The following is a 14,243-nucleotide window of genomic DNA, read 5'->3' as shown; positions in this document are numbered from 1 at the left end:
ACCGGGCTTGCGTATCTAAAGGGAGGCATCGAAACCAATGACCTCCCAGATATTCGGAATACATCGGTTGAAAAAAATTTCCAGTCATGAATAGAACATTCACATTATTACTAATATTTCTCGCTACATCCTGCTATGCCCAATTTGGAAATTCTGGTGGGGGGATAGAATGGACCGCCCAGTGGATCACCCTTCCCAATTCGGATAATGAGAAATCGGCCCTCTACCATTTTCGCAAATCTATCAACATGGAGAGCATACCCGAATCCTATAAAGTTCATATTTCTGCGGACAACCGCTACAAGCTGTACGTAAATGGACAGCTTGTTTCTGTAGGTCCCTATTGGGGCGATATCGAAAATTGGAATTATGAAACCGTGGAGTTGGCACCGTACCTGAAACCCGGAAAGAATGTGTTGTCCGCGGAGGTATGGAATGAAGCGGAGCTTCGGCCAGTAGCTCAGTTTTCTTATAAAACAGCCTTGATCCTACAGCATGCCGATTCTTTGTATAAGGGGGTCAATACAAATTCGGGCTGGAAAGTTCGGGAAGATTTGAGTTATACCGCAAAACCCCAACAGGTTCGGGGCTATTACGCTGCCGGGGCAGGAGATGCGATCGATTTCAATAAAAAAATCCAAGGTTGGAAACGCGTTGATTTCGACGATTCATCCTGGGAGTCAGCCACTCCGGTGTTCGCAACGGAAGTTAGTGGCTTTGGTTTCCGGCAACGACCTGGTTGGAAACTCGTGCCAACCATTCTTCCATCGCTGGAACTCAGGGAGGAGCGTTTTGCCAATGTCCGGAAATCGGAAGGGGTTCGGGTACCTCCGGGATTCCCCACGTCGGCGACTCCTGTTCGGATTCCGGCGAATTCCTCTGCCAAAATCCTCCTGGACCAGGGCCACCTGACCAATGCCTACCCCACCCTGCGCTTCAGTGGGGGAGACGGGGCGCAAATTCTGATCACCTATGCGGAAGGGCTCTATGATGCGGAAGGCGCCAAGGGCAACCGGGATGTAATTGAAGGCAAGACGATTTCCGGCCGCAGGGACAGCCTGATTTCCGGGGGCATGGCCAACCAGGAATTTACCACCCTGACCTACCGGACCTTCCGCTATGTGGAGCTGGATATAAAGACTCGGGCGGAGCCTCTGGTCATCGAGGACATTTACGGCACATTTACCGGGTATCCGTTTGAAATGAAAGCCACCCTTCGCACAGACCGGTCGGAGTTGAAGGACATTATGGAGATCGGCTGGCGCACCGCCCGCCTCTGTGCGGTGGACACCTATATGGACTGCCCGTATTACGAAAGACTCCAATATGTTGGGGATACCCGGATCCAGCATTTTGTCTCCTATTACAACAGCGGTGACGAACGATTGGCAAAAAATGCCCTCAATCTTATTGATTACTCCCGTCAGCCGGATGGGTATACGCTCAGTCGGTATCCGGACCGGCAGAACCAGGTGATCCCGACTTATTCCCTCTGGTATGTTAGTATGTTGTACGACTACCTGATGTACGGATCCGATAAAGAATTTGTAGCGGACAAACTCATGGGGACCCGCCAGATCCTGAATTATTTTATTACCTACCTGGATTCTGATGGTTCTCTGAAAAACGTCCCAGGCTGGAACTATACGGATTGGGTACCCGAATGGCGCTTTGGGATGGCCCCGATGGCCGAGGATGGGTCCTCAGCGGCCCTGGACTTGCAAATGCTACACGCTCTCCAGGCCGGGATTTCCCTGGAGCAAGAAGCAGGGAATAAGGAGTTTGTTGCCCTGTATTCCGAGTTTGCAAAACAGCTTGCAGTCACCATCCGGGAGAAATACTGGGACGCCTCCGGTGGGCTATTTGCCGATACGCCGGCTAAGGACACTTTTTCCCAGCATGTTAATTCCCTGGCCATCCTGGCGGGGCTGGTAGACGCGCCGCAAATGCAGGCCATCGGGGAAGCCTTGCTTAACGACGATTCCCTGGCACCTGCGTCCATCTATTTTAAGTACTACCTGCACCTGGCACTGAAGGAGGCCGGTTATGGCGACAAATACCTGGACATGCTGGATATCTGGCGTAAAAACATGGAACTGGGGCTTACAACCTGGGGGGAGACCTCCCAGGTAGAAACCACCCGTTCGGATTGCCACGCCTGGGGGTCCAGCCCGAATATTGAATTCTTCAGGATCCTGTTGGGAATTGAGAGTGCCGCGCCGAACTTTAAACAGGTCCGCATTGCGCCCAACCTTGGGGATATCGATGAAATCGGTGGGGAAATGCCGCACCCCGAAGGCAGTATCTCGGTAGATTACAAACGGTCTGGCCAGGCCCTGGAAGCTACCGTTACGCTGCCGGCCGGCCTCACGGGGGAGTTTCACTGGAACGGGAAGGTGCGCGCCTTGCAAAGCGGACGGAACAACTTCAGTATTTAAAAAGCCGGTTAGCCTGCCTTGTGCAGGGTCGGGGCATGCACCCCGGAAATTGATAAGGAAAAAGGCCTGCGGGAAGCAGGCCTTTTTTTGATCCTATCTATTTCTTTAATACCTTCTATGTTTTATAGGTAATACGAATATTTATACGAGTTTGACCATGGGAAAACACAGCATCTTTCATCGGTTGCGCAAGGGGGAAATTATCCCGATGGATGATCCGGATTATTCGGAGATCCGGGAGGCCGTCAACCAGACCCTGAAACTTTCGGCCAGGCTCAATGTGGCGTCGGACGTGGACGAAATCCGGGAACTTCTCAGCCGGATCATCGGTAGCCCGGTAGATGCTTCCACAAGCGTCTTTGCGCCTTTCCACACCAACATTGGCCGGAATATTGTGCTAGGGAAGCGGGTCTTTATCAACCATGCCTGCAGTTTCCTGGACCTGGGGGGAATCACCATCGAGGACGATGTGATGATTGGACCCCGGGTGAATATTACCTCGGAGAATCACCCGGTGGACATCCCTACCAGGAAATCGATGGTGCCCGCTGAGGTGATTATCCGGAACAATGCCTGGATCGGGGCAGGGGCTACCATCCTGCCGGGCGTTACCGTTGGCAGCAATTCCGTTGTCGCTGCAGGGGCACTGGTAAATAAGGACGTACCCCCGAATACCGTGGTGGCCGGGGTACCGGCCCGGGTGATTCGCGAAATGGGGTAATTGAGCCCTTGTCCGCTTATTTCAAATGCTCGTTTAAAAATGCGATAACGCGTGACCGGATTTCCTCCACATCGTACATGTTTCCAAAATGCGGGGCGTCCGCCACGATGGTCAATTCGTTTTCCACGCCATGGATATCCAGCCAGGCACTGAATAGCTTGGACTGCTTGTTTGAGACGATGTTGTCCTTCTCCCCGTGAAAGATCAGAAAAGGCGGGTCCTCCGGGTCGATATACGTAATCGGGCTGGCCGCTTTTGCCAGGTCCGGACGAAGCAGGGGGGCAGCCCCGATAAGGATCCCCTCGGGCGACTTTTCATCCTCGTTCCCCGGCAGGAGTACCAGGTCGGTGGGTCCGTAGAAGTCCACCACGGCCTGATAGCGGAAAGGCCGGTAACTGCCAGCCACGTGGAGGCCTTCCACTTCATTGTTCTGGGAGGTCCCCATGAGCGCTGCCAGGTGGCCGCCTGCCGAGAATCCCATCAGGCCGATGTTGCTGGTATCCAGCCCATATTCGCCTGCATGGTCGTATAAGAAGCTCACCGCCTTGTTGCAATCCTGCAGGATCCCAGGGAAAATGGCATCCTGCGCAAAACGGTAATCGATGGAGGCAATCGCCATCCCATTGTCCAGCATCGCATTGATGGTATTGGGCATATAGCCCATATCCGCGTATTTGTCATTGGAAATCCACCCTCCACCATGTATAAAAACCACAAGGGGAACCGGTTTTTCGGCCTCACTTGGAATATAAAGGTCCAGTAAATGTTTCTGAAGGGTGTCATTGTGGTACGGGATATTGCCGTGGATGGTGGTGCCTTCAGGAAGGCGCTCCTGTATCTGGCCTGGTGAGGGGGGCTGGGCCATACCGGAAAAAAATGGCAGGACAAATAGTAATGTGAGGCACGAGGTGTATCTGGCTAGGGTTGAATTTTTCATCAGCGATTTATTTACCGTTTCTTTCGTTGATTACATGGTATATCCCAAATGTAGTTGAACCTGGCAAGAAAACTATTCTGTACTGTTAAAGACTACTTTCCCGGGTTGAAATTACACCTACCGCTCCAACGTGTACGGAACAGTACGGAATGGATAATCCGGGTGGAATAGCTAATCTTGAATGAATACTAATCCCGGGAGTGGAGTATGCCTCCTGCCCGGACAAACACCTGCCAAGAATGAAATTAAAAGCTTACCTCTTCTTGTTGCTCGCAATTTGCGGATTGCTGGGCAACGCACAAATTTCCGTGGAAAAAACCTGGGTGGAAAACCGGGTAAATCCCTCCGGGATCACAGACGAATCCCCCCGCCTGTCCTGGGCGATGGCCTCCGACAAACGAGGGGCATCCCAGGCGGCCTACCAGGTCCGTGTGGGTTTGGTAGCCCGTAAGGGAGATTCCCCAGATTGGGGCTTCTATGACTCCGGCAAGGTGGAATCCGGACAATCGGTCCATGTGGCCTATGTAGGGCCCGAACTGCAAAGCGGGCAACAATACGCCTGGCAGGTCCGCGTCTGGGACCAGGACGGCCGGCGCGGCCGTTGGAGCCCAACGGGTTACTGGCAGATGGGCCTGCTTCGGCCGGAAACCGAATTCAGGGCAGAATGGATCGGGCCGGGCTTTGCCGAGGATACCATCAACCGGCCCAGTCCGTACCTCCGCAAGGAGTTTACCCTGGACAAACCTGTCCGTAAAGCCACGGCTTACATTACGGCACATGGTATGTACGAGGCCCGGATCAACGGAAAGCGCGTAGGGGATGCCTACCTGACCCCGGGCTGGACCAGCTACGACACCCGCTTGCAATACCAGCAGTACGACGTCACTGACTTGCTGCAAAAGGGAAAAAATGCGGCAGGCGCCATACTGGGCAATGGCTGGTACCGGGATTACCTCGCCTGGGGCGACCGGCGCGACCACTACGGGGACGATGTGGCACTTCTGATGCAGGTGGATATCACCTATGCGGACGGCACTACAGGCAGCATCCTGACCGACGGCACCTGGGTGAGCAGTACAGGCCCCATACGGAATTCTGAAATTTATGACGGGGAAACCTACGATTCCACCGAGGAGCTGGACGGCTGGGACCAGGCAGGCTATGCGGATGCCTCCTGGGAACCCGTACGGGTGGGGGACTATGCGAAAGATAACCTAATCGCCACTGAGAATGAACCGGTCCGCAAACATGAAACTTTCCGGCCCGCTGAAATCCTGACTACGCCGGAGGGCGATGTGGTGGTGGATTTCGGGCAGAACCTGGTGGGCTGGGTGCAGCTCCGTCTCGGGGGGAGTGCCGGGCAGGAAGTCATCCTGCAACATGCGGAAGTGCTGACCAAAGAAGGGAATTTCTATACGGACAACCTGCGGGATGCAGACCAGAAAGCCACCTATATCCTGGACGGCAGCCCGGAGCAGGTCCTGGAGCCTCATTTCACATTTTACGGTTTCCGGTACGTACGGGTTGAAGGCTTCACCCCGACACCCGATAACCTGACAGCCATCGCCCTGTACTCGGACATGGATCAAACCGGGCAGTTCAGCACCTCCAATGAGCTCCTCAACCAGTTGCAGCACAATATCCAGTGGGGGCAGCGAGGCAATTTCCTGGACGTGCCCACTGACTGCCCCCAACGGGACGAACGCCTGGGATGGACCGGGGACGCGCAGGCCTTCTTCCGTACCGCTGCCTACAATTTCAACGTAAACCCCTTCTTTTCCAAATGGTTGAAGGATGTGGCCGCGGACCAGCTGGACAACGGTTCCGTGCCTTTTGTGGTTCCGAATGTCCTGGGGGAAAATTCAGCAGGCAGCGCCGGGTGGGGCGATGTGGCTACCATCATCCCCTGGGAGAGTTACCTGCTCTACGGCGACCGGGAATTACTGGCTACCCAGTATCCCAGCATGAAGCAATGGGTGGAATACATCCGGTCCCAAAGCACGGAAAACCTCTGGAACAAGGGATTCCACTTTGGCGACTGGCTGTTTTACAGCCCGGATGACGACCGGGACGGCCGGGCTGCCATCACGGACAAATACCTGATTTCCCAGGCGTTTTACGCCTATTCCACCCAACTGCTGCTCAAGGCAGCCAGGGTATTGGGCAACCAGGAGGATATCCGGGAATACGAAGCCCTGTTGGATGACGTCATCCGTGCCTTCCGGAGGGAATACCTGACGCCTTCGGGCCGGATGGTTTCGGGGACGCAGACCGCCTATGTCCTGGCACTGCAGTTCGATCTGCTCCCGGAAGATTTGCGCAAACAGGCGGCCGACCGCCTGGTGGAGAATATCCAGTCGTATGGATACCACCTGACGACCGGGTTTTTAGGGACCCCTTACCTGGCACACGTACTCAGCCGGTTTGGGCACACGGACATCGCCTACCGGCTGCTGATGCAAAAATCGTATCCCTCCTGGCTCTACCCCGTAACCCAGGGGGCCACAACCATCTGGGAACGATGGGACGGGATCAAACCCGACGGGACTTTCCAGACCCCGTCTATGAATTCCTACAACCACTATGCATATGGTGCCATCGGGGATTGGATGTACCAGCAAATCGGAGGGATACAGGCCCTTGCAGAAGGCCCGGGCTATAAGAAATTCCGCATCGCTGTCTCCCCCGGGGCGGGACTTACCCGGGCTGAGGCCAACCTGGACACCTATTACGGCACCATCCGCAGTGCCTGGGCTTTTGAAGGGGATACTTTTTCGCATCAGGTTCTGGTGCCTGTCAATACCACGGCAGAAATCGTGCTGCCTTATGGGGCCTATGACGCCATACGGGAGGGCGGCCGGCACCTTGACCGCGCGGATGGACTCAGGCGCCTGGATGACCGGGACGGAAAAGTTCGCCTGGTACTCGCCCCGGGCACATATTCCTTCAGCGTCGCCGTAGAACGGAGCGCCCAGGAAGCCGGTGGTTTTGCGGGGACATACCGCTTTACCAGCGGGTTTTCCTATGAAATCGAGGTGGAATCCCTGGAGGGCGGAAACCTCCGCATGGTCACCTCGGAAAATAGTGCTGTCTACCGGCCGGACCCAACCGATCCGCTACTGTATATCGACACGGACGAGCCCTCCAACACGGTGCGGTTTGTGGCGAATGAAGCAGGCGAGATAGAAGGGTTGCAATTCAATTACGGCAGCCAGCGGTTTGAGGCCCAGAAATTATAGGCCATATGCCTCAAGCGGGTGACGGTCCAACCTGCCGGTACCGAGTAAACAAACATAAAAACAAAACAAACCGAAGTATGAAACCAATCAAACACATGTTGGCCGCCACAGCTGTCTTGGCATTCCTGGCAGCCTGCCAGCAGGACCCCCATGAGTATCAAGACCCAACACCGGATCTCGCCGAACTGCGTGCCGGCTTTGAAAACCCGCCGAATGAGGCCCGGCCCCGGGTCTGGTGGCACTGGATGAACGGAAATGTCACCCTTGAAGGTATCACGGCAGACCTGGAATGGATGGAGCGTACCGGGATTGGCGGGTTCCAGAATTTTGATGCAAACCTGTTTACGCCGGTTGTTGTAGACCAGAAGCTCGTATTTATGACGCCTCCGTGGAAGGAAGCTTTCAAACACGCCACAGACCTGGCCGTGGAAAAAGGCCTTGAAATGACCATTGCGGGTTCCCCGGGATGGAGCGTTACCGGCGGCCCCTGGGTGGAACCCCGGGACGGGATGAAAAAATATGTCTGGAGCGAGATGGTATTGGAAGGCGGGACCACCTATGATGGAAAACTACCGGAACCCATAACGGCCACGGGGAGCTTTCAGAATGCCGCTGGTGAAGGCGGTATTGAGATGAGCGAAGGGCATATTGAATTACCGGAATTCTACGAAGATGCGGCTGTGGTTGCCTACCGGGTTCCCGATGGTGAAGTTCCTATGGCCCGGTTGGCACCCCGGGTTTCCTCCAGCGGCGGACACTTTACCCTGGAAGCTCTGACCGACGGGGATGTACACACTGCGACGGAATTGCCGCCCGGGCAGGTGGGGGAAGAGGTTTGGATTCAGTACAGTTTTGACAGTCCGCAGACCTTCCGGAGTTATTCCGTGGTGGGGGCAAACCACAGCCAGCTGGAGCAGTTCAGGGGGAGCCCGCAGAACCGTAAACTGTACGTGAGCAACGATGGGGTCAATTTCCGGAAGGTTGTAGATATCCCCGGGACTTTGAACCCACAGACTTCAGGGAGTTTTCCCGAAACCTCGGCCCGGCACTGGCGTTTCGCCTATGAAACGCTACCACCTGCACCGGCAGGGGTGGGGGCGCTGTTCGGGGCACCGGCACCCGCCAAACCCGATGGGGTCCCCGTAGCAGAATTCGTCCTGTACCAGGCCGACCGGATCGACCGTTTTGAGGACAAGGCAGGGTTCAGCGCCTGGAGTGAAGAAACGGAAACCTACCGGCAGGAAGCGGATGCGGCAATCCCAGCCGATGAGGTCATCGACCTGACCGACCAGGTCACCGAAGACGGGTTTCTCAACTGGGAGGTGCCGGATGGCAAGTGGAAGGTGGTCCGCCTGGGTTATTCGCTCACGGGTCGCCAGAATCACCCGGCCTCTCCGGAGGCAACGGGGCTTGAGGTCGACAAACTGGATGAAGAAGCTGTCCGCCGCTATATCAACCATTACCTGGACCTGTATGCGGATGCCACAGGCGGGCAACTGGGCGAGTCAGGCCTGGGGTATATCATCCTGGATAGTTATGAGGCGGGTCACATGAACTGGACCCACGATATGCCTGCCGAATTCGAGGCGCGCCGCGGCTACAGCATCAAACCCTGGATTCCCGTGCTGACAGGACGGGTGGTTCAAAGCCGCGAAGCCTCCGAAAAGTTCCTGTGGGATTTTCGCAAAACCATCGGGGAGATGATTGCGGATAATCATTACGACGCCATTGGCGAAGAATTGAAAAAACGCGGGATGGGACGCTATACGGAGAGCCACGAAGGCAACCGGATTTACCTGGCGGACGGTATGGACGTGAAGCGAAACGCAGATGTGCCCATGTCGGCGATGTGGACGCCCGGGAGCCTGGCCGGGGGCTCGGACGAAGAGGTCCGCAGCGAAGGGGACATCCGGGAATCGGCCTCCGTGGCGAACATCTACGGGAAGCCGTATGTGGCGGCCGAATCCATGACTTCTATCCAAAACGCATTCTCATGGCACCCGGCAAAACTCAAGCGTACGGCCGACCTGGAGCTCGCTTCAGGCCTGAACCGGTATGTGATCCACACCTCGGTCCACCAGCCGCTGGATGGGCTGATGCCGGGCTTTAGCCTGGGCCCGTTCGGCCAATACTTCACGCGACAGGAAACCTGGTCCGGAGCAGGCGCCAAAGCCTGGATCAATTACCTGGCGCGAAGTTCCTACCTGTTGCAGCAAGGGCGGAACGTAGCCGATGTCCTCTACCTATACGGGGAAAACGACAACATCACCCACATCACCCAGGAAAGCCTGCCGGATATTCCCGAGGGCCATGAATTCGATTTTGTGAGTGCTGCGATCCTCAAGGAGGCAGTCACCGCAGCCAACGGGCAACTGAAGACCCTCGGCGGGGCGACTTATAAGATGCTCCAACTGGATCCGGGTACGGCCCGCATGACGCTCTCGACGCTGCAAAAGCTCCGGGAACTGGCAGATGCGGGCGTCAAGATCAAAGGATCAAAACCGGTAGCCTCGCCCAGCCTGGCCGACGATCCCGAAGTCTTTTCTGCCGTGGCGGATGCCACCTGGTCACTGGAGCATGTAGGAGCGGATGTTTCCCTGGATGTGCCCCAAGATGTGGTCATTAACGGCACGGACCATGAGATCCTGTTCCGCCACCGCCGTGCCGGGGAAATTGATATTTACTGGCTCAATAACCGGTCGGAAGGAGGCACCCGGGCCCTGGCCAGTTTCCGCGTGAGCGGTAGAAAACCAGAGCTCTGGGATCCGCAGACGGGGGCCGTCCATCCGGTTTCTTATAAAAAAACGGACGGGCGTACCGTAGTCGACCTCGATATGGCCCCCTGGGGGTCCGTATTTGTGGTGTTTGCAGGAGAAGCCACCGAGGATTTGGTGGAATTGCCGGAATTCACCGAGGAATCCCTCCACACCCTGCAGGGCCCGTGGGAAGTGACGTTTGAAGAAGGACGCGGGGCATCTGGCTCCATAACGCTTGAATCCCTTGCCTCCCTTTCGGAACACGCGGATGACGGGGTGAAGTACTTCTCCGGTACGGCTACGTATACCCAGTCGTTCGATCGGCCGGAAGCGTCGGCAGACGCCGGGGTATGGCTGGACCTGGGCGCGGTACACAACCTGGCCGAAGTGATCCTCAACGGTCAATCCATGGGTGTTGCCTGGAAAGCCCCGTACCGGATTGAAATTACAGAGGCTCTTAAGGATGGGGCGAATCAATTGGAAATCCGCGTCACCAATACATGGGTCAACCGGTTAATCGGGGATGCCCAACCGGGTGTGACCGAAAAGATTACCTTTACCACGATGCCATTTTACAACGGAACGGAGCCCTTATTGCCTTCTGGTTTAGTGGGACCGGTTCGGTTACTGAAAATAAAGTAAACCGAGTATGAAAAGCAGGCGATTTGCCTAGGGATGATTGTGCCACCTGGCTGGCAGGCCTTAAATTTTTAAGAAGATGGACTGGGGTGACTTGAAGAAAGTATATTTCCTTTTGATTTTTTTGATTGGTTTCATCGGTTACGGGCAGCAAACCCTTAAACTCTACCCGGCCGGCGCTATACCGGGCGAATTGCCGCATAGCGTCCAGGAAGTTGTCGAGTCCTACAAGGGGCCAGAAGGCGAAAGCCGGCGGTTTATCTCAATAACCAGCCAGCCGGAACTTACCGTCTACCTGCCGGAAGCATCGCGGAACACCGGAATCGCAATTGTCATTTGCCCCGGGGGCGGATACACGGGGGTCGCCATCGACCATGAAGGGCACCAAATGGCCCAAAAGTTCAACGAATCGGGGATTGCAGCCTTTGTGCTGAAATATCGCATGCCCCTCGATGCCACCTCGTCACGGAAGGAAACAGCCCCTTTGCAGGATGCCCAACGGGCCTTGCAACTGGTCCGGGAACGGGCCGTGGAGTGGCGGCTGGACCCGGATAAAATCGGGATAGCGGGAAGTTCGGCAGGCGGGCACCTGGCTTCCACCGCCGGCACCCATTACGAGCAGGGGGTCATTGCCAATCCGGGAAAAACCAGCCTGCGGCCGGATTTTATGGTACTCAATTACCCGGTTATCAGCTTTGCCGACAGCCTCACCCACGAAGGCTCGCGCCGGAATCTGATCGGAATACAGGATACGGACGGCACCTGGAGAATTCCGGAAACCGGAATTGCGGATTATTCCAATGAATTACAGGTATCGGCAGACACGCCCCCGGCCTTCGTAACCCATGCGGTGGACGACCCGGTTGTCCGGGTGGAGAATTCCATACTCTTTATCGCCGCCCTCCAGCAACAGGGCATCCCGGTGACCTCGTTTTTTTATGCAAAAGGCGGTCACGGGTATGGCATGGTCAACCCGACCGCCGACAGGCAGTGGATGAATCCCTGTATCCGGTGGATATTGGAAAATTTCGGGGGAGGACGTTAGGTAGCGGCGGCAACCGGTGGGCAGGTAGGACAATCGTTTAGATTCTGCCATTTTCCTTATTTTAACCTGCTGATGAAGATAATGATTCAAGGGATTGCTATCGGGTGGTTGTGTCTGCTCGCAATTTCCAGCGGCAACGCTCAGGAAGCTGGCTATACGGAGACCCTGGCGGGTACAAACCTCGAAATCGACATGGCCGCCATACCCGGAGGGACGTATACCCCGGCCAGCCGGCAGGCGGGCGTTTCCCCCGGCATTGTACGGGTAGATCCCTTCTGGATGTCCTCCCGGGAAATCACCTGGGGCCTTTACCAGGCATTCCTGCAGCGATCTGCCGATTCGGAACCCCAGCCCGCACGGGGCAGCGAGGTAAACCTTGAAGTCGATGCGGTTTCCGGGGCCACCATACCCTATGTGGATATGAGCCTGGGGATGGGGACCGGTGAAGAATTCCCTGTCGGCAATGTCACCCGGAAGGCCGCCTCGCTTTTCTGTAAATGGCTCTCCGCAAAAACCGGGAACTTTTACCGGTTGCCAACGGAAGCGGAGTGGGAGTACGCGGCCCGGGCCGGGACGGATACCCCGTATTTTTTCGGCAGCCGGCCGGACAGCCTGGGGCGGTACGCCTGGTACAGCGGGAACAGCGACGGGACCTACCACCCGGTTGGGAAGAAGCAACCAAATCCCTGGGGGCTTTACGATATCTACGGGAATGTGGCGGAGTGGACCCTGGACCGTTTTGAATCCGGGGCGTTTGGAAACGCAGCATCTGAGTTTGAGCCCCCTGTTGCTGAGTACCCCGGCGTATTGAGGGGCGGCTCCTACAGGGACGGACCGGAGGCTTTAAAAAATGCGGCAAGGCTGGCCTCCAACCCGGTGTGGAAGCAGCGCGACCCGCAGTTTCCCCGGAGTAAATTCTGGTTTACGGATGCCCCGTTTGCCGGATTTCGCATTGTGCGCCCCCAGAATCCACCTGAAGCCTCGGACTTTTCCCGATATTGGGATACGAAATAACCACAGATCAGCTACCTAAAACACAAATGAAAATGAACAATCCAGACCTTCCCGGCCCCAGCCGCAGAAAATTTATCAAAGCATCCACCCTGGCGGCTTCTGCAACGATGCTGCCGGCCTTTGACCTGCAAGCGATGGCCGGCATCCTCAAAAACTCGAAATTAAAGCTCGCCCTGGTGGGGTGCGGGGGCAGGGGAACGGGCGCTGCCAACCAGGCGCTGCAGGCCGACCCGGACGTGGAGTTGGTGGCTATGGCCGACCTGTTTGAAGACCGTCTGGCTTCCAGTTACAACAGCCTTGCGGAGGCCTACCAGGGTACCGGGAAGGTCCGGGTGAAGGAGAAAAATAAATTCGTTGGGTTTGACGGCTTTAAGAAAGCCATTGACCTGGCCGATGTAGTTATCCTGGCCACCCCGCCGGGATTCCGCCCCTACCATTTTACCTATGCGGTGGAAAACGGCAGGCACGTTTTTATGGAAAAACCGGTGGCTACTGATGCCCCGGGGATCCGCAAGGTACTGGAGGCCGCCCGGCTGGCGGATGAAAAAAATCTCAATGTCGTGGTCGGCCTCCAGCGCCATTACCAGGAAAACTATATTCAGACTCTTGAGAAGCTTCGGGCCGGGGCCATCGGGAAAATCCGATCCGGACAGGTTTACTGGAATAGCGCCGGTGTCTGGGTCCGCCCGCGGGAAGCCGGGCAATCGGAACTGGAGTACCAGATGCGCAACTGGTATTATTTTAACTGGGTTTGCGGCGACCATATCCTGGAGCAGCACATCCACAATATCGATGTGGCCAACTGGTTTATCGGGGAGTACCCGGTATCGGCCCAGGGGATGGGCGGCCGGCTGGTCCGTACCGGAGCCGATCACGGCGAGATCTACGACCACCATTTTGTGGAATATACCTATCCCAGCGGGGCAGTGGTAGCGAGCCAGTGCCGCCACCAGCCGGGTACCATGTACCGGGTGGGGGAGTGCTTCCAGGGCACTGCCGGATCGGTGGAGACCAATGATGCAGGTGTTGCTAAAATCTTCGACCTGGAAGGTAGGGAGCAGGCTGCCATTGCCAATTCCGAGGGGCACAATCCCTACCAGGAAGAGCACAACCGGCTTTTTGCCTCTATCCGGGAAGGGGGTCAGATCAACGATGCCTACAACGGGGCTAAAAGCACACTTACGGCAATTATGGGGCGCATGGCCACCTACAGCGGCCAGGTCATCGGTTGGGATGAAGCCATGAATTCGGAGGTTAGGCTGATGCCGGAGACGGTTAGCTGGGAGACAACCCCGCCTTCCCTGCCCGATGCGGACGGGAAGTACCCGGTCCCCATGCCCGGGCAATACCAGGCGGTTTAGGCAGGCGCCCGGCCCTGAGATTTGGGCAGGAAGCCCTGAGATTTGGGGCAGGAGGCCCTGAGATTCAGGCTGGGCTCCCACCCGAAGGATTAG

8 protein-coding genes are annotated in these 14,243 nt (G+C 56.3%); 7 read left to right on the top strand and 1 reads right to left on the bottom strand.

Annotated features, from left to right (window positions below; all coding sequences use genetic code 11):
* Positions 1 to 86: 86 nt before the first annotated feature.
* The gene (locus tag RB2501_RS13325; RefSeq protein ID WP_041327265.1) at positions 87 to 2,438 is read left to right on the top strand and encodes a family 78 glycoside hydrolase catalytic domain; all 2,352 of its coding nucleotides are present in this window, start codon (positions 87 to 89) and stop codon (positions 2,436 to 2,438) included.
* A gap of 157 nt (positions 2,439 to 2,595) precedes the next feature.
* Positions 2,596 to 3,159 (top strand): sugar O-acetyltransferase, encoded by a 564-nt coding sequence (locus RB2501_RS13320; protein ID WP_015755375.1) that lies wholly within the window; start codon positions 2,596 to 2,598, stop codon positions 3,157 to 3,159.
* 16 nt (positions 3,160 to 3,175) lie between these two features.
* Here RB2501_RS13320 and RB2501_RS13315 read toward each other — a convergent pair whose 3' ends face one another.
* Complete coding sequence (locus tag RB2501_RS13315) at positions 3,176 to 4,096, bottom strand: alpha/beta hydrolase (protein WP_148214381.1); 921 nt, start codon at positions 4,094 to 4,096, stop codon at positions 3,176 to 3,178.
* A 239-nt stretch (positions 4,097 to 4,335) separates the two neighbouring features.
* Between RB2501_RS13315 and RB2501_RS13310 the strand changes: the two genes are divergently transcribed.
* The 5 genes from RB2501_RS13310 (at position 4,336) to RB2501_RS13290 (ending at position 14,150) form a co-directional block, all read left to right on the top strand.
* Complete coding sequence (locus tag RB2501_RS13310; RefSeq protein WP_049764902.1) at positions 4,336 to 7,335, top strand: alpha-L-rhamnosidase; 3,000 nt, start codon at positions 4,336 to 4,338, stop codon at positions 7,333 to 7,335.
* Between the two features lie 77 nt (positions 7,336 to 7,412).
* A complete protein-coding gene (locus tag RB2501_RS13305) occupies positions 7,413 to 10,733 on the top strand; it encodes a glycosyl hydrolase (RefSeq protein WP_015755372.1) in 3,321 nt (1,106 codons plus the stop codon).
* Positions 10,734 to 10,854: 121 nt separating this feature from the next.
* Complete coding sequence (locus RB2501_RS13300) at positions 10,855 to 11,775, top strand: alpha/beta hydrolase (RefSeq protein ID WP_238528073.1); 921 nt, start codon at positions 10,855 to 10,857, stop codon at positions 11,773 to 11,775.
* A gap of 72 nt (positions 11,776 to 11,847) precedes the next feature.
* Positions 11,848 to 12,789: a formylglycine-generating enzyme family protein gene (locus RB2501_RS13295; RefSeq protein ID WP_148214380.1), complete on the top strand. Its 942-nt coding sequence runs from the start codon at positions 11,848 to 11,850 to the stop codon at positions 12,787 to 12,789.
* Between the two features lie 32 nt (positions 12,790 to 12,821).
* Complete coding sequence (locus RB2501_RS13290) at positions 12,822 to 14,150, top strand: Gfo/Idh/MocA family protein (RefSeq protein ID WP_041327859.1); 1,329 nt, start codon at positions 12,822 to 12,824, stop codon at positions 14,148 to 14,150.
* The last annotated feature ends 93 nt before the right edge of the window (positions 14,151 to 14,243 follow it).

It is taken from the genome of Robiginitalea biformata HTCC2501, assembly GCF_000024125.1.
Lineage (GTDB): Bacteria > Bacteroidota > Bacteroidia > Flavobacteriales > Flavobacteriaceae > Robiginitalea > Robiginitalea biformata.
Note: the sequence above shows the minus strand (reverse complement) of the source record. Positions and strands in the feature narration are given on the sequence as shown.